Here is a 16,475-nt window from a genome sequence, read left to right on the forward strand (position 1 = left end):
GCGCTACCCCCGGGTGCCGAGGACGGACGGGGCGGGGGGCGCCGCGAGGAGCCAGCGGACGCCGAGGCCGTCGACGGTCACGGTCGTCCGCACGTCGCACGTGAACGCGCGGCCGTCGCACAGGTCCAGGAGACGGACCGCCCCCTCGCCCGACAGGAACTCGACGGGCACGGTCACCGCCACCGGCTCCTCCGCCGTGTTCGCCAGACAGAGGACCGTCTCCGGCCCGTGCGTCCGGAGGAAGCCCAGCACCTCGGGGCGGTCGAAGGAAACGGACTCGAGGCCGCCCTTGGAAAGAGCGAGATGGGCGTGCCGTATCCGCAGCAGGGCGGCGGTACCCGGCTCGCGGAGCAGCTCGACGGGCAGCGTGGGGCAGCCGGGCAGGCTGAGGAGGACGGCTGCCGCGAGTGCGCGCTGGGCCGGGTCCTGAAGCTGCTCGGGCAGCGGGTGCGCCCACTGGGCACCCGGGCGCGCCGCGGCCAGGGCCCGCTGGGCCCGTCTCAGCCATCCCTCGTACGTACCGAAGCGGTACACGTCCGGTGGGGCCGGCGGGACGATCGCCTCGGCGAGCACGTTCTCCGGCAGCAGGGTCACCACGTGGCAGGCGTCCGCGAGCGACAACGCGTCCCTCGGATCGTCGAACGACGCCGGGGTCGGCCATCGGGATTGATTCCGCATCAGGACCCCTTGGCCGTAACCCTGCAGCAGATGGTGCAGGTCGCGCAGGAGCCGCCGCCCGACCGCGCCTCGCCCGCCGATCCGTACGCCGTCGGCGCCCCGGCCGAGCCACCGGCGCACCCCGTCGTACAGGCTCGCCCGGGCCACCGCGTCGATCCGCCCGGACTCGTCCCCCGACACGACGAGATCGACGACGAAGCGCACGTCGTGAGCGTGCGCCGCCTCGATCACGGGGACACTCCCGTCGAGCCCGTCGAAGGCCCCGTCCTCGTCGCCGAGCGGCGGAGGTACGAACGGCCCCACCACCACGCACCGCACGCCCGTCCCCGCGATGTCCCTCATCACCTCGGACGGAGCGACGGCCGGACGGCGCCACAGCTCGGACGCGTCGACCTCGGCGAGGACACAGCCGACGATCCAGGAGGGGACGTCGGGCGCGCGGCGGTCGGGTTCGCGGTCCAGGGAGACGACGTGACGCCGGCCGTCCTCGGTCCGCAGCTCGACGGGGCCTCCCGATCCCGCCACCGTCCAGCCTCCGGGGTGGGCGAACACCCGGTCGGCGGAGAAGTCGACCTGGAGCACGCGGGTCTGCGTCGGGGACCCGGACAGGTCGCAGACGAGGACGCGCCCGTCACCGCCCACCGCCGCGACCTGGGTGGCGTCGGCGCCGACGGCGAGGTCGGTGACCTCCCAGGGGGCCTGGCCCACCAGGTTGCCGAACTCCATGCGCTCGCGTCTCCAGGCGAGCACGGAGCCGTCCCTCCGCGCCGCGACGAGCCAGTTCCCGGCGTGGCAGCCGCTGACGGCGGTGACGCCCTCGGCGAGGAGCTGACGCGGCCTGTGCGTCCCGCTGAGCCACAGGCGGCCGTGGTCGTCGAGCACGGCCGGCGGCTGGTCCCTGAGGAAGGGCCAGATGGCGCTCACGCCGCCATCGGCCGGGCGTTCGGGCCCGACCGGCGCGCCCACGTCACAGTGAACGAGCACGCCGTCGGAAAGGATCGCCCACGTCGGCGTCTCACCGCCGCCCGGAGGGAACTGGACGCTCACCACCTCTCCGTTGCCGGGGGTGACCCGGGCGCGGCCCGGCTCCGGGACCACCGCGCACTGGTGGACGCTGTTGCTCTCGATCCAGGCGAGTGTGGTGCCCCGCGCGGACAGGGCGAGCGAACGCCGGGTCGCGCCGCTCGAGGGAGCGGGCACCGTCGAGACCGGCTCGCCCTCGTGGTCATGGAGCACGATCGTCCCGTCGCGCATCAGGGACGCGATGTACGAAGCTCCCGGCCTCGGCGTACGTTCCGGCCTCGACGCCACGGCCACCTCCAGAGCGCGGCCCGGATGGACGACGCTCAAGCCCGGCGTGCCCGAGCGGTGCAGCCGCTGGACCGCGGAGAGGGGCAGCATGACGGTCCGGTCCGCGGGGAGTTCGACCCGCATGGGCGCGGTCCGAGGCGGCGGTTCGAGGAGGCCTGCGACGTCCAGCCGGACCGTGCGGCCCCCGGAAGCGCGGACCGCCACGGAGCCCGGTGCGACCGGCCTGCTCAGCACGAGCCCGCCCGACCGGGCGACGACCCCGACGGCGACCTCACGTCGTACGAGCGCCCGGGCGCCTTCGGCGACCGCATCGGGGCGCGCGAACGGATCGCGCGGCGGTTCGAGACCCAGCCGTTCCGAGGACGCCACCTGGATGCGCCAGGCGTCGTCGTACCGCAGCACCCCCTCGGGGAGCCGGGGCAGGTAATGCAGCGCCCACCGCCCCAGGTCGTCCGCCGCGTCGTCCTCCCCGGCGGTGACCGCGAGGAGCATCCGCGCCAGCGCGTCCCGCACCCGCCGGTGGCCGTCCTCGGCGGGGAAGGAGCCCGCCCAGAGCAGCTCCTCGAACCAGCGCATCAGGGGCGGCGCCTCACGGTGCGCCTCGACGGTGAACTCCCGTACCGCCTCCGCGTGTGCGACGGGCCCACGGGCCAGGCGGCGGCGCAGGGCCCCGGACATGACCGGGTCCAGAAGCAGCATCTGGTCGCCCGCCGCCTCCACCAGCGGCGAGAACCACAGTTCGGCCTCCAGGCCCGCGGTGGAACGGGGCAGGAAGCGCAGCCTCGCCCTGCGCAGGAACGCCCGCTCGACACCGGCGGCGAGGCAGAGGCACTCGGCGAGCCGGACAACATCGGGCCGCGTCACGGCGAGGTCCTCCAGCGCGGCCTCGGCGTTCCCGCCCGGGTCCTCGTCGCTCACCGCGCGAACCCAGGACGGGTCTCCCAGGACTCCCGGCATGCCGGCCCGCCGCATCACACCCCCTCCAGCGCCCGTCGCACCCGCGAGGTCGCGTCGTGCGCGTGCCGCAGCGAAATCCGGTGGTCCAAGGGGATGAACGCCACGACGCGACGTAACGCGAGTGAGTAGTCGGCGGCCTGATAAGGCGTCACACAGACCACCGGGCACCCGGCGTGGACCACGGAATCGACGAACGCACGCCACTCGTCCGGCCCCGCGACGGCCCCCGAGGCGAACGCAGGCCGCATCCTGCCCAGGTCGGAGAAGAGGACCACCGGGGTTCCCGGCGCGGGCGGCCGGTAGGCGGCACGGACCCGCGGATCGTCGCGCACCACGCCCCGCCCGGGCGTGCCGCGGAAGCGCAGCACCTCGACCCGGTCCCGTCCGGCGACGCTGCCGGCCAGCTCGCCCAGCCACGCCCGGTCGTCCCGGAACGGGGCCATCGCCCTGCCGTGGTCCAGAAGGAGCTGGGCGCCGCGCCGGGTGGTGAGCCGGCGGCGCAGCGGAAGCGACCGCAGCACCTCCTGGCGCGCCACCTTGCGCAGCAGGGCGGGCTGGTCGCACACCGTGCTCTCGGTCGTGGTGGCCACGGCGGCGAACATCACGCCCCGCTCCCAGTCCCGCTTCCACGGCGGCTCGTGGCGCAGCCCGGTGGTCACCACCCCGCGCCGCAGGAGCTCCGGGTCGGGCGCCGGGGACGGGCTGCCGTCACGCCGCTCCCCGGCCGTCCCCGGGAGGGGGTCGAGCGCCGTGAGGGAGAAGTCCACCGGCCGGTCCCCGAGCCTCCTGACGCGCTCCCGGTTGCGGCGGGCCCGCAGATCGGGCCCGCCGGCCAACGGGCGGGTGCGGGCCGGGCGTACGGCGGCGGGCACGGCCCGGGACGGCGCCTCCCCGCGGCCCTCGGGACGGCCACCCTCGGCGGAGGGGCGTGGCACGGGTGTACGGGGAGGGGGCGGCGGGCTCGCCGGATCGCCGTACGCCCTCTCCGCGGCCGCCGAGTCCGCCGCCGTCTCCCGTGCCAAGTCCGGCTCCAGACCCAGCAGTCGGGCCACGGCGGCCATGGTCTCCGCGTCGGCGGGCCGCAGTCCCGCCACCGCGCGCGCGAGATCGCCGAGGAACACCTCGCCGCGCCCGCTCATCCGGGGCACACCTCCCCGCGCCCGCTCATGCGAGGGGCTCCAGCCCTTCACGCCGCTTGTGCAGCGTGATCGTCCGGAGCATGTCCCACTCCTCCGTGCCGGGTGTGACCCCCAGCTGGTGGCAGGCCTTGAGCGCGTCCAGGAACTCCGCGGTGCTCGGCCCCGCCGCAGGGTCGGTCACGACGTCCCGCAGCGACAGGATGTAGTCGGCCACCTGACCGGTGAGCTGCTCGTCGTAGTCCTCGCCGAGGTGCGACGCGGCGACCCGCAGCAGATGGCTCCGGGAGGGCGGGCCGAACTCGAAGACGACGCAGCGCCGCAGGAACGGCCGCGGCAGCTCACGCTCGTCGTTGGAGGTGATGACGACGAACGGCTCCTGGCCGGGCGCGGCGGAGACCGACTCGCGGTCGTCCCACGGCATGGGGAACGACAGCGAACCCAGCGGGCCCAGAAGGCTGTTGGGAAGGTCGGGGTCCGCCTTGTCGATCTCGTCGAGCAGGACGACCGACCGGCGGCCGTTCTCGGGCGCGAAGGCGCGCCAGAGCGGCCCCTGCGCGTAGTAGGCGCCGATGTCGTCGTCGAGCATGTGGGCCTGGGCGTCGTTGAGCCGCTTCAGGGCGTCGAACCGCCAGAGGAGGTCCTCGGGTTCGGTCCTCGCCGTCACCACATGGGCGTGGTAGTTCCAGCCCAGGACGCGGGCGACGTTCGGGGCGAGCGAGGACTTGCCGGAGCCCGGCGGGCCGAAGAGGAGCAGCGGACGGCCGGTCTTCAGCGCGACGTTGACGGCCAGGACCACCCGCTCGTCATCGAAGACGTAGACCTCGTCGTCCGCCGCGTATCCGGCCCCGGAGTCCCCCTCGGCACCCTCGCACCGACCGGTGCGCGCCGTGCCGTCCTGGTAGGCCGCGGGGTCGAACTCCTTGTCGTACCGCAGCACATGCCCTCCTCCGCCACCGGCCAGTGCGCTCATTCTGCCCTGCCCGGGGCCGATGTCACTCGCGGATGCGCTGCCTGCCGAGAACGGCCACCCCGGGCAGCCTCCTGCCGAGCCGGGCGGCGTCGAACGCCGCGTGCACGCGCGGCAGATACAGGGCGCGCAGCCGGGGCGAGGACGCCAGCGCGGTGATCTGGTCGTCGTCGGGTTCGGCGTCGAGCTGGAGGAACATCACGCCGCTGTTCCGCAGGGACGTCAGGTCGCGGAGGCGGGGGCACCTCGTGATGACGAGCGTGCGGAGCTTCGTCAGGGTGGTCAGTGCGCTGAGTTCGGTCAGCAGCGGGTTGTCCTCGATGACCAGGGTGTGCAGGTCCGGAAGGTCCCAGAGTGCGGGGACGAGCGGGTCGCCGCCGCGGCGGACGGCTCGCCGCGTGTCGCCTTCGGGCGAGCTCTCGCGGGCCGCCGCCCGATCGTCCCAGGTCTCCAGGGCGAAGGAGGGGAGCGGGGAGCGGGGCCGTACGGGCTGACCGAGGTACGACACGCCCGCCGGGAGAAGGGCGCGATACGCCTCCGCCACCTCTCCTCCGATCAGCTCCGCCGTTCGGTGGAGAAGGGGAACGAAGGGGTCGTCGGGCGGGACGTCGTCCGGCCCGGGAAACAGGTCGATGACGCGCGGCCCGAACTGGGCCAGCTCCACGGCGGCTTGTTCGCTCCGGGGCGGAATGACGGCCGCCCTGATGTCCTCGACCACCTCCCGGATGTCCGGGTCGAGCTCCGGGACCGCCTCCGCGGCCTGTGCGGCCACCAGCCAGAGCGCCGTCCTGTGCTCGGGCTCGGCGTCGGCGCGGTGCAGGATCGCCCGGATCAGCTCGGCACGCTCACGCCGTGCCGCGAGCTCGGCGGCGAGGACGACGGTGTCCCGCCAGTGGGCGTCATGGGCCTGGTCGACCAGTTCGTGAAGCCCCTCCGGGTCCAGGAACAGCCCCGCGGCCAGGTAGGAGACGAAGATGGGATGGACGAAGGTGATGTCACTCCTGCCGGAGGTCGTGAGCATGCCGCTGCGGCTCAGCAGGCTCCACAGGACGGCCTCGGCCTCGTCGGAGTCGTCGTACCGGGAGCCGAGCACCACGTGGATCTGGTGCAGGACCTGCTGGTGCGTGGCCCGGCCCGTCCCGTTGCGCAGGACCGAGAGGGCGATGCCCCGCAGTGCGGCCTTCTGCTGCGCCGCCGAGAGGTTCCGGGCCACCGCCTCGCTCGTCGGGGCGGTGGCTCCGGCCTCACGTGACGGCTCCGGGGAGGGCAGGAGCGTCTCGCAGAGCGCGCTGCGGCTGATCGGCAGGCGCCCGTGGCTCCCTTCGAACAGCGCGCAGACCGCCCCGCACATGACCGGGGTGGTCATGAGTTCCCGCAGCCCCGCGCTGGTCTCCACGGCCCGCAGGAGGGCGTCCCACCGCTCGGCGGGCACGCGGTCGTCGGCCTTGGGCCACTCGCGGACGAACCTGCGGACGTCGGCGAACTCCATCGCACCGATCCGGAACTCGGCGAAGCCCAGGGATTCCAGCCACGGGGCGCTGCCGGGTTCCGCTCCCGCCGTCACCAGGCACGCGAGGGAGGGGTACAGCGAGAGCAGGTGTCTCAGCCACTCCCGCACCCGCTCCTGCACATCCCGAGGAACCTCGTCGAGGCCGTCGACGAGCACCATGCCCCGGCCGGAGTCCAGGAGGCGCTCGCACCACCCGTCCGGCGGCTCGGGCACCGGTCGCTCTTGGCCGTTTCCCTGGAGGAGGTCCGCCGGCCGTGGCAGCTCCCGCCCCCTGCCGAAGTCCTGTACGCGGATGAGGAAGGGCACGCGCGCGCCCGCCGACGTGTTCTGCCCGTGACGGATTCCGTACGCCGCCTCGACGGCGAGGCGGTGGATGTACGTCGTCCTGCCCGACGCGGCGTCCCCCCGCAGCACCACGCGCCCGCCCTCGGCGAGGGCATCGACGATATCGGTCACGGATGCGTCGGAGGGCGAGGCGAACACGGAGAGCGACGGGGACGGGTCGGTCCGCTCGAACCCCGGCCGGTGCGCCAGGAGGAAGTCGGCGTACACCCGCTCGAACGCCATGTCACGCGAAGCCTCGCTCCACGGCTCCGCCTCGTCCGCCGCCATCAGCCCACGGTCCAGCGGATCATCCACGCCTCGTTCTGGATGGAGATGACGTGCTCGCACTGGGACACGAAGGCCCCGGTGCCTTCGCCGTCGGCCGGGCGCGCGGTCGTCCACCGGTCCAGGAGCTGCTGCAACTCCTCGGCCGTACGCAGGAATTCGAGGTGCTGGTAGGTGTACCGCTGGGCTATGGCGTGCGCGGTCACCGCGATGGACACCGAGGCGATCACCGCGGCCCAGGCGGCGAGCCCGCCGATCGTGAAGGCGCCGGCGGCCGCCGCCAGCAGGGCGCCCAGCGCTCCGAACCCGAGCTCGACCCGGCCGAACCGCTCGACCCTGCGCTGCATCCAGGCGGCCTTGGGCCGGTAGTACGTGTCGATCTGGCGGCGCAGCCGCTGCTCGACGTAGCTGTCCATGTCGACGACGGGCGGCAGGGGGCGCGCCACGGGGGAGACCCCCGCCGTGTGCCGTACGAGGTCGGTGGCGTCGCCGCGGAAGCGGCGCGCCCGGTCGGCGAGGACCGTCGGGGCGCTCGCCCGGTCCGCGTAGGGGCCGACGCCGGCGAGGCAGCTGTAGATCTCCCCCTTGAGCGCCTCGGACACGGCCCGCGTCCTGATCCAGTCGCTCGTCCGGGCGGCGCCGCCCCGCTGGGCGAGCAGGGGCGACATCCCGGCGGCGAGGGCGGCGACGAAGGCCAGTGCCGTGCCGGCCCAGGCGCTCCGGTCCATCACCTGCGAGGCGGCCGTCGCCAGCACGGCCGCCGTGACCGCCAGCGCGAGGGCCCGCGAACGCGCCGTCTCGACCGACTTCTTGAGCCGGTTCGCGCTCTGGGACCAGACGCTCTGCTGGTCCCACACCTGCTGGATCGTCGCTTGTTCCTGCGTCACTGTCACAGGGAGATTCTGGACGTTGCCGACGCCGGACGAAACTCCGCTTCCGCAAGGAGAGTTGACCGATGGGGAGTTCAAAACGGTCGGAAGTGTCTACCCTGGGACAGGCGATGCCCGTGGGGGGACGGAGTCACGAATGACTGTGCGTCGACGTCTGTGGTGGCTGGTCTCGTGCCTGCTGGCCTGGGCCCTGTGCGTGCCGCTCGTCGGACCGCTGTTCGCTCTCGCGGGACTGGCCGTCCCCGCGGCCGTGTTCGTCCCCTTCGAGCCGCTGAGGGAACGCCGACTGCTGCGGGCGCACCGGGCGCACCGGGCGCGGTACGGCGCCGTCGGCCTTCGGCGGCCGTCGGTGCGGTGGCGGAGGCTGGTGGATCCGGAGCGGGCCCTGCTGGTCGTCGTGACGGGCGTCCTCGCGGGCGGCGTGTTCTGGTTGCACCACCCGCTGACGCGACAGCCCGTGTACTGGCTTCCGCCGGCTGCCCTCGCCCTCGTACTCCTGCGCTGGACAGGGGCGTTGACGTGGGCGCCGCCGGCCCCACCCCGGGCCGCGGCCCCAGCCGCGCCGCCACCCCCGGCACCGGCACCGCCCTCGGCGGCGGCCGGCGCGTCCAGCCGGCCGGAGCTGTTCATCGCCTGGTACGGAGTGCTCGGAGCCCTCGTCTACGGAGTGACCGCCTGGTTCCTTCAGTACCTCACCGTCCCGCTCGTCCGCCGCACCCGGTCGTTCATCCCCGAACTGCGCACCCTGGAGGACTTCTACCGCTCCCTCGGCGGCCGGATCGCCGACACCCCCTTCGGGGTGGCCTACGACCGTCCGTACTGGCCGGTCCTCGCGGCCGGCGCGGGACTGATCGCCGGTGGGGCGGCGGCCGCCGCCCGGGAGACGGTGGCGCGCACCGCCCTGGCCGGGCGGGTCTTCGAGGAACTGTCCGAGGCCCAGGGGCAGGGGCCCCCGCGCGAGACGACGGGCAAGGTGTTCGTCAGCTACTCGCGGCGCGACGCCGCCTTCGCCCGGCGCCTCCACGAGGAACTCGCCGCGTCCCTGCGCGAGGTGTGGGTGGACTGGCTGGACATCGAACCGTCGGCCAAGTGGCGCGAGAGCATCGACGAGGCCATCCGCGGCTCCGACGCGCTGATCGTGCTCCTCAGCCGGGACTCGCTGCGGTCCAAGTACTGCTGGCTGGAGTGCGAGCGCGCGCTCGCCCTGGGCAAGCGCGTCCTGCCCGTCGTCATCGACCCCTCGCTCGAGCAGGGCGCGGGCGCCGCGCTCCGTGAGAACGGCTGGGAGCCGCTCGCCGACTACCAGTTCCTGAGGATGACCCGCCCGGAGCAGTTCACACCCGGGGTGGGGCGCATCCACTCCTTCGTGAAGAGCCGGCACCGCTGGACCGCGTTCCACACCCGGATCGGGCTGCGCGCGTACGAATGGCACAGCGGCGGCCGCAGTGGAGCGCTGCTGCTGCGCGGCCACGAACTGGCCGTCGCCGAGGCGTGGCGGCACATGGCGCCCGACGACGAGGACGGCCGCGTGGCGCTCACGGACGAGCAGGTCGCGTTCCTGAGGGCGAGCCGGTCGGCCGCCCGGCGCCGCGCGGGCCGGCTCCGGGTCGCCGCGGTCTCCGTCGGCGTCGCCCTCGCGGCCCTTGCCGCGCTCGTGGTCACGGGCGAGTCCGCGACCGTGGCCCAGCGCAGGGAGGCCGGGTCGCGTCGACTGGCCGCCGCGGCGAACGAACGCGCCGCGGGAGACGTCCGGCAGGCGGCCCTGCTCAGCGCCGCCGCCTTCACCCAGGCCGACACGGCCGAGGCCCGCGAGTCCCTGGTCCGGCAGCTCGGCCGGTTCGACAAGGTACGGGGAGTGGTCCCCGCGGGGGGCGCCCCGGTCTCCGATGTGTCCCTGAGCGTGGACGAGTCGGTGCTCGTCATCTGGCGCGAGGACGGGACGGCCCAGGTGTGGGACACCGTGGCGATGCGCTCCCGCGGCATCGTGAGCGGGACGCGGCTGGCGGGCGGGGACATGAGCGCCGACGGCCGTCTGCTCGGGGTGAGGCGCGGGAGCGTCGTCGTGCTCGTCGACACCCGGACGGCGAAGGAGGTCGGGCAGGCGGACCTGGGGAGCCTCGGGTTGACCGGCGTCTTCGCCTGGGCGGATCTGAGCCGGGACGGGAAGACCCTGATGGTGAAGCCGGCCGGCACGCCCGGAACGCCGGACCGGATAGGGCTGTGGGACATCGACTCCGGGACGCTCGTCGACCAGGTGCCCGGGTACATGCTGGCCGCCGGCGCGTACGGCAGGGCCACGGTGATCTCCGCGCGGGACGGCGAGCCCGCCGCGATGGGCCACCTGACGGACCCCGGGAAGGCGCCCACGCCGCTGCCCGCCGGCCGGCTCGTGGGCGTCACCGAGTCGGGCGCGCCCGTCATGATCGACGCCGGCACCATCCGGGTGCTGACCCCCGCCGGGCACACCGCGTGGACCGTGGGGAAGGAGATGCGCTTCGAGGCGATCACCCACGACGGCCGCTACCTCGCCGTCGGCCGGACCGCCGACCGGGGCCGGTACGAGGTGTGGGACCTCAGGGCCCGCAAACGGCTCAGCACGGTCGCCGCCCCGGCCGTCGTCGGCGGGTACATCCCCCGGGTGTCCCTCAGTGACGACGGGAGGTGGTTCACCGTGGCCACCTCGTCCGTCTCGACCTTCCAGAGGACGGCGGGACACACCGTCTACAGCGCACGGTCCGGCCGGAGGGAGGCCGACCTGCCCGGTCACGCCATCGCGCTCGGCGCCCGCGGCCGGCTGATGGCGGGAGCGGGTTCGAACGGCACGGTGACGCTGTGGGACCGCGGCCCGGCCGGCCGGCTCCTCACCCGTCTCGACGCGGCGGGCGCGAAGCCGTACGGCTTCGGCATCGCGGCGCGCGGCGACACCCTGGCGGTCCTCGACGCGGCCGGCAGGGTGCGGCTGCTCCGCCGGTCCGACGGCCGGCTCCTGCGGACCGTGCGCCCCGCTGCGGACGCGTTCCGCGTCGCCCTCTCCCCGGACGGGGCGCTGCTGGCCGTCGCGGAGGCACGGGGTGCGGGATGGCAGCGGAACGCCCAGGTGGAGGTGTTCGAGACGGCGAATGGCCGCCGGGTGACCGTGCTCGCGGGCCAGGGCATTCCGTCGCCCCGGATCGTGCCCGCCGCGCTCGTGTTCTCGCCGGACGGATCGCGGCTCTATCTCGGCGAGGAGCACGGCCGGTCGGTGTACACCTGGCACACGGACTCCTGGCGTCGCGGCCCCCGCTTCGGCCCCGACATGGAGGTCGGTGTCGTCGAGTCCGTGGCGGTGAGCCCGGACGGTGCGATGATCGCGGTGGGCGGGGGAATCCAGCGGGTTCAGGTCTGGGACACCGCCACCGGGGAGCCGTTGGGAGACCGTCTGGGGCGATCGGTCGCCGTCGCGTTCACGCCCGACGGTCTGCTCGTCCTCGGCGGGGTCGGAGCCGGCAACCCCGCGCTGGTCCTGTACGACCCGCGGGCCCGCCGGATCGTCCGGGTGGCCCCGGACTCCGGTGAGCGGACGGTGGGCGTCGCCGTCGCGCCCGACGGCCGCACCCTGGCCTCCGTCACCGGCGACCGGAGGCTCCAGCTCTGGGACACGGGTCTGGAGCGGAGCATCACGGTCCAGGGAGCGACGATCGAGTCGGGTGACATCGGGTTCACCGGGGCGGGTGACCGGCTCTACGCGCTCCGCGACGGCGGGCTCTCGGGGCTCGTGGTGGGTCCGCGCCGCTGGCTCGAGGCGTTGTGTGCGATCACGGGCGGCCCGATGACGGCCGACCAGTGGCAGGAAGCGGCCCCGGGGGAGCGCTTCCGGCAGGTGTGCTGAGGGGCCGGGCGACCGAGGGTCAGGCGTTCTTCTCCATGCCCGGGCGCAGGCGGGCGAGGAGGGTGTGGAGGGTGGCGCTCTCCTCCGCGTCGAGGGTGTCGAGTGCGCCGCTCGTGGCCTGCATCTCCTCGCGGACGCGGCGGATGACGTCCCGGCCCTCGTCGGTCGCGACGACGTTCTTGACGCGGCGGTCGGCGGGGTCGGGCTCGCGGCGGACCAGGGAGCGGGCCTCCAGGCGGTCGATGATGCCGGTGACGTTGGACGCGTCGCACACGAGGAGGGTGGCGAGGGCGCGCATCGGCAGCGGGCTGTTGAGCTGTGCGAGGACCTTGGCCTGGGTGGAGGTGAGCCCGTGGTGGGCCGCGGCGGCCGCGAAATCGCGCCACTGGGCCGTGCCGATGGCGGCGAGCAGCTCCATGAGCTGGAGCTTGGTGGGGGTCTCGGGGGTCGTCGCGCTCATGGTGCGAGCGTACTCAGAACGCTTGACATTATCAATTGTTTACTTGACCACCTCAAGTATCCCGGTCTACCGTCGGCGAAGTACTTGATGACGTCAAACATCGAAGATCTGAAGCTCCAGCGCCGCCGAGGCCACGCAGCGACGAAGCCGCGAAGCCCCCGGGCGCGGAACCCCAGGCACTGAAAAGGCCCCACCTGCCATGAGTCACACCCCTGCGCCGCCCGCCGCCGACCCCCGGCGCGAGACGGTCATCGTCTTCGCCCTGAGCCTCGCCGCCATGGTCGTCTCGATGATGCAGACCCTGCCGGTCCCCATCCTCGGCCTGATCCGCACCGACCTCGGCACCTCCACCGCCAACGTGAGCTGGGTGACCACCGCCACCCTGCTCTCCGCCGCCGTCTTCACCCCGCTGCTCGGCCGCTTCGGCGACCAGCACGGCAAGAAGCCCACCCTGGTCGCCGTCCTCGGCGTCATGGTCGCCGGCTCCGTCGTCGCCGCCCTCGCCACCTCGCTGCCGCTGCTGATCCTCGGCCGCGTGCTCCAGGGCGCCGCGACCGCGATCTTCCCGCTCGCGCTCTCCGTCCTCCGCGAGGAGGTCAGGCCGCAGAAGCTGCCCGGCGCCATGTCGCTGGTCAGCGGCACCCTCGCGTTCGGCAGCGGTCTCGCGCTCGTCGCGACCGGCCTGCTCACCTCCGGCTCCGGCGCCGACTACCGCAGCGCCTTCTGGATGGCCACCGGCTTCGCCGCGCTCGCCCTGATCGCCGTCGTGCTGCTCGTCCCGGCCACCCGCCACAAGACCGGCGGACGCACCGACTTCCTCGGCGCGCTCACCCTCGGCATCACGCTGCTGCTGCTCCTGCTGCCCATCTCACAGGGCCACGAGTGGGGCTGGACCTCCGGCCGTACGCTCGGCAGCTTCGCCGGCGCGGCCGTCATGGCGGCCGTCTGGGTCTTCACCGAGCTCAAGGTCCGCGAGCCCCTCGTCGACATGAAGATGTTCGTCCACCGGCCCGTCCTGATGGCCAACCTGGCCGGCGTCCTCGTCGGCTTCGGCATGTTCGCGAACTTCCTCGGCGTCTCCTACCTCGTCCAGATGCCCGAGGCCCTCACCGGCTACGGCTTCGGGGCGACCATCCTGCGCGCCTCCGTCGAGTTCCTGCTGCCCGGCGCGATCGTCTCGCTGCTCGCCTCCCCGATCGGCGGCCAGCTGGTCCGCCACCGGGGCCCGCGTACGGCCCTCGGCCTGGCGGCCGGCCTCGGCGCCCTGGGCTTCGCCTGGCTCGCCCTCGACCACGCCCACACGGCGTCGGTGATCGGCGCGGGCGTCGTCGTCGGCGCGGCCGTGAGCTTCGGTTACGCGGCGATGCCCGCCGTCATCATGGCGAGCGTCCCGCACCACCAGAGCGGCATCGCCAACGGCATCAACTCCATCTCCCGCTCCACGGGCAGTGCGATCGGCAGCGCGGTCGTCACCACGATCCTGGCCTCCAAGACCCTCGAGCACCTGCCGGCCGGAGCCCCGGCCCTCCCCGCCGAATCCGGCTTCACCCTCACCTTCTGGACCGGCGCGACGGCCTTCGCCCTGGTGGCCGCCATCGCCGCCCTGGGCCTCCGCAAGCGCCCGGCCCCGGTGACGGCCCCGGCACCCGAGCCGGCGCCCACGCCGGAGAAGGCGACGGCTGCCTGACGGCCGGGCCGACAGCGCACACGGAGCGAGGGCGGGGCCGATTGCCGGCCCCGCCCTCGCCTCCTTCGACCTCGGTGGTCGCCGATCCCGGTGGTCGGCCGCTCCCGGCGGTCAGCCCACGAAGTGGTGGTCCCGCTGCGGGTGATCCGCCTCCGGGTCCGCGGGGACCGGCCGGCGGGCCGACAGCTTCTCGCCCTCCACGTCGATGTTCGGGAGCAGGCGGTCCAGCCACGTCGGGAACCACCAGGCCGCCTTGCCGAGGAGGCCGAAGAGGGCGGGCACGATGACCATGCGGACCACGAAGGCGTCGAAGAGGACCGCCGTGGCCAGGCCGAAGCCGATCATCTTCACGAAGTCGTCGTCCTCCAGGACGAAGCCGGCGAAGACGCTCGTCATGATGATCGCCGCCGCGCCGACCACCCGGCCGCCGTACCGGAAGCCGGTGACGACCGCCTCGCCCGGGCGGGCGCCGTGGACGTGCGCCTCACGCATCCGGGAGACCAGGAAGACCTCGTAGTCCATCGCCAGGCCGAAGACCACGCCGATCATGAAGATCGGCAGGGTGCTCATCACAGGCCCAGGCTGGTCGACGCCGAACAGGTCCGCCAGCCACCCCCACTGGAACACCGCGACGACGGCGCCGAGGGCCGCGCTCACCGACAGCAGGAAGCCCAGGGCGGCCTTGAGCGGGACGAGCACGGAGCGGAAGACCAGCATCAGGAGGAGGAACGCCAGGCCGACGACCAGGCCGAGGTACGGCAGCAGCGCGTCGTCCAGGGTCCGCGAGAAGTCGATGAACATCGCGGTCTGCCCGGCGACCAGGATCTCCGCGGCGCCCGTACGGGACTCCAGGCCGCCCGCCGCACCCCGCAGGGTGCGCACCAGCTCCTCGGTCGCCGTGTCGGCCGGACCCGTCCTCGGGACGACCGTGAGGACGGCGGTGTCTCCCGCCGGGTTCGTGGTGGCGGGGGACACGGCCGCGACCCCGTCGACCCGCTCCAGCTCCGTGCGCAGCCGCTCGGCCGCGGCCTTCGCGTCCTTCGCCTCGACGGTGACCGTCAGCGGCCCGTTGAAGCCCGGTCCGAACGAGCCGGACAGCAGGTCGTACGCCTTGCGCTGGGTGGTGTGCGGGGCCATCGACCCCTCGCTCGGCAGCCCGAGTTCGAGACTCGCGGCCGGGACCGCGACCGCGCCCAGGCTCATGACGCCGACGAGCAGGACGGCCACCGGGTGCCGCAGGACGAAACCGGCCCAGCGGGCCCCCAGGTTGGGCCTGCGGCGCGCCTCGCGCCGGGCCGCCCGCCGCTGCTGACGCCGCGACAGCGGCTTGCCCAGGTGTCGCTTGCGGTCCGCGCGGGCCAGCACCCTGACGGGCGCGAAACCGAGCAGCGCCGGTACGAACGTGATCGCCACGAGGACGGCCACGGCGACCGTACCGGCCGCGGTGAGGCCCATCTTGGTGAGCATCGGGACGTCGACCACCGCGAGGCCCGCCAGTGCGATGATCACGGTGAGCCCGGCGAAGACGACGGCCGAGCCCGCCGTTCCCACCGCCCGTCCTGCGGCCTCCGCCCGCTCGCGTCCCTCGGTGATCTCGGAGCGGTAGCGGGACACGATGAACAGGGCGTAGTCGATGCCGACGGCGAGGCCGATCATCATCGCGAGCGTCGACGTCGTGGACGACAGACCGAAGGTGCTTCCCAGCGCGGTGATGGCGCTGATGCCGATCCCGACGCCGATCAGCGCCGTCAGCAGCGGCATCCCGGCGGCCACCAGCGAGCCGAAGGTGAGCACCAGGACCACGGCGGAGACGAGGATGCCGGCCTTCTCGCCGGTGCCGCTCATCGTCTGCTCGATCTTGACGGCGTCGCCGCCCGCCTCGACGACGAGCCCCGCGTCCCTGGCCCGCTCCATCGCTTCGTCGAGGCCCTGGTGCGCCGCGTCCGTCAGCTCGGTGGCCGCCGCCTCGTACGTGACGTAGGCGTACGTGGTCGTCCGGTCACCGCTCACGGCGTTCGCCTTGAACGGGTCGGCCACGGACGCGACTTGGGGGGACTTCCCCAGGTCGGCCACGAGCCGGTCGACCTGCGCCCTGCGGGCCGGGTCGGTGATCTTCTCGGTGCCGGGAGCCCGGACGACGACGCGGGCGGCGGCGCCGTCCGCCCGGGCGGCGGGGAACCTGTCCCGGAGGAGGTCGAAGGCCTTCTGCGACTCCGTGCCGGGCATCGAGAAGGTGTCGGCGGGCGGGGCGGCGGCGGTGGAGGCCGCGAATCCCGCGCCCACGAGGGCGAGGAACCACAGCAGGACGACCAGGCCCCGCCTTCGGAAGGCGAAGCGGCCCAGTGCGGAGAGGAAGGTGGCCACGGTGGAGGAATCCTGTCGGTGAGGGTGGCGGGCGT

The 16,475-nt window shown here is 73.9% G+C and carries 9 protein-coding genes; 2 read left to right on the plus strand and 7 right to left on the minus strand.

Annotated elements, in window-relative coordinates:
- Positions 1–3: 3 nt before the first annotated feature.
- From DEJ43_RS30700 to DEJ43_RS30720, 5 genes are read right to left on the minus strand one after another with little or no spacing between them, the layout of a single operon-like run.
- Positions 4–2,907, minus strand: a complete 2,904-nt coding sequence (locus DEJ43_RS30700; protein ID WP_150253479.1) for an alpha-glucosidase C-terminal domain-containing protein — start codon at positions 2,905–2,907, stop codon at positions 4–6.
- Between the two features lie 53 nt (positions 2,908–2,960).
- On the minus strand, positions 2,961–4,085 hold the full coding sequence (locus tag DEJ43_RS30705; RefSeq protein ID WP_071892251.1) for a hypothetical protein: 1,125 nt from the start codon (positions 4,083–4,085) through the stop codon (positions 2,961–2,963).
- A gap of 25 nt (positions 4,086–4,110) precedes the next feature.
- The gene (locus DEJ43_RS30710; RefSeq protein WP_015037311.1) at positions 4,111–5,022 is read right to left on the minus strand and encodes an AAA family ATPase; all 912 of its coding nucleotides are present in this window, start codon (positions 5,020–5,022) and stop codon (positions 4,111–4,113) included.
- 55 nt (positions 5,023–5,077) lie between these two features.
- Complete coding sequence (locus DEJ43_RS30715; protein WP_015037312.1) at positions 5,078–7,174, minus strand: NACHT domain-containing protein; 2,097 nt, start codon at positions 7,172–7,174, stop codon at positions 5,078–5,080.
- On the minus strand, positions 7,174–8,064 hold the full coding sequence (locus tag DEJ43_RS30720) for a DUF4231 domain-containing protein (protein ID WP_015037313.1): 891 nt from the start codon (positions 8,062–8,064) through the stop codon (positions 7,174–7,176). Before DEJ43_RS30720 ends, DEJ43_RS30715 begins: the two co-directional genes overlap by 1 nt.
- Positions 8,065–8,197: 133 nt before the next feature.
- On the opposite strand from DEJ43_RS30720, the gene DEJ43_RS30725 reads away from it, so the two are divergent.
- Positions 8,198–11,929 carry a TIR domain-containing protein gene (locus DEJ43_RS30725; protein WP_015037314.1) on the plus strand — a complete coding sequence of 1,244 codons (3,732 nt, stop codon included), beginning with the start codon at positions 8,198–8,200 and terminating at the stop codon, positions 11,927–11,929.
- A gap of 19 nt (positions 11,930–11,948) precedes the next feature.
- Here the strand turns inward: DEJ43_RS30725 and DEJ43_RS30730 are convergent, their stop codons facing one another.
- Positions 11,949–12,389, minus strand: a complete 441-nt coding sequence (locus DEJ43_RS30730) for a MarR family winged helix-turn-helix transcriptional regulator (protein WP_015037315.1) — start codon at positions 12,387–12,389, stop codon at positions 11,949–11,951.
- Positions 12,390–12,588: 199 nt separating this feature from the next.
- Here DEJ43_RS30730 and DEJ43_RS30735 point away from each other — a divergent pair, with 199 nt between their 5' ends.
- Positions 12,589–14,076, plus strand: coding sequence for an MFS transporter (locus DEJ43_RS30735; RefSeq protein ID WP_015037316.1), 1,488 nt, complete (start codon positions 12,589–12,591; stop codon positions 14,074–14,076).
- A 111-nt stretch (positions 14,077–14,187) separates the two neighbouring features.
- On the opposite strand, the gene DEJ43_RS30740 is transcribed toward DEJ43_RS30735, so the two are convergent.
- Positions 14,188–16,440 (minus strand): MMPL family transporter, encoded by a 2,253-nt coding sequence (locus DEJ43_RS30740; RefSeq protein ID WP_015037317.1) that lies wholly within the window; start codon positions 16,438–16,440, stop codon positions 14,188–14,190.
- Positions 16,441–16,475 lie beyond the last annotated feature (35 nt).

Source organism: Streptomyces venezuelae ATCC 10712 (genome assembly GCF_008639165.1).
GTDB lineage: Bacteria > Actinomycetota > Actinomycetes > Streptomycetales > Streptomycetaceae > Streptomyces > Streptomyces venezuelae.

Bases quoted from the DNA above. Each gene is read 5' to 3' on its own strand.
- DEJ43_RS30705 (WP_071892251.1), bottom strand. From the start codon at position 4,085: ATGAGCGGGCGCGGCGAGGTGTTCCTCGGCGATCTCGCGCGCGCGGTG.
- DEJ43_RS30715 (WP_015037312.1), bottom strand. From the start codon at position 7,174: ATGGCGGCGGACGAGGCGGAGCCGTGGAGCGAGGCTTCGCGTGACATG.
- DEJ43_RS30725 (WP_015037314.1), top strand. From the start codon at position 8,198: ATGACTGTGCGTCGACGTCTGTGGTGGCTGGTCTCGTGCCTGCTGGCC.
- DEJ43_RS30730 (WP_015037315.1), bottom strand. From the start codon at position 12,389: ATGAGCGCGACGACCCCCGAGACCCCCACCAAGCTCCAGCTCATGGAG.
- DEJ43_RS30735 (WP_015037316.1), top strand. From the start codon at position 12,589: ATGAGTCACACCCCTGCGCCGCCCGCCGCCGACCCCCGGCGCGAGACG.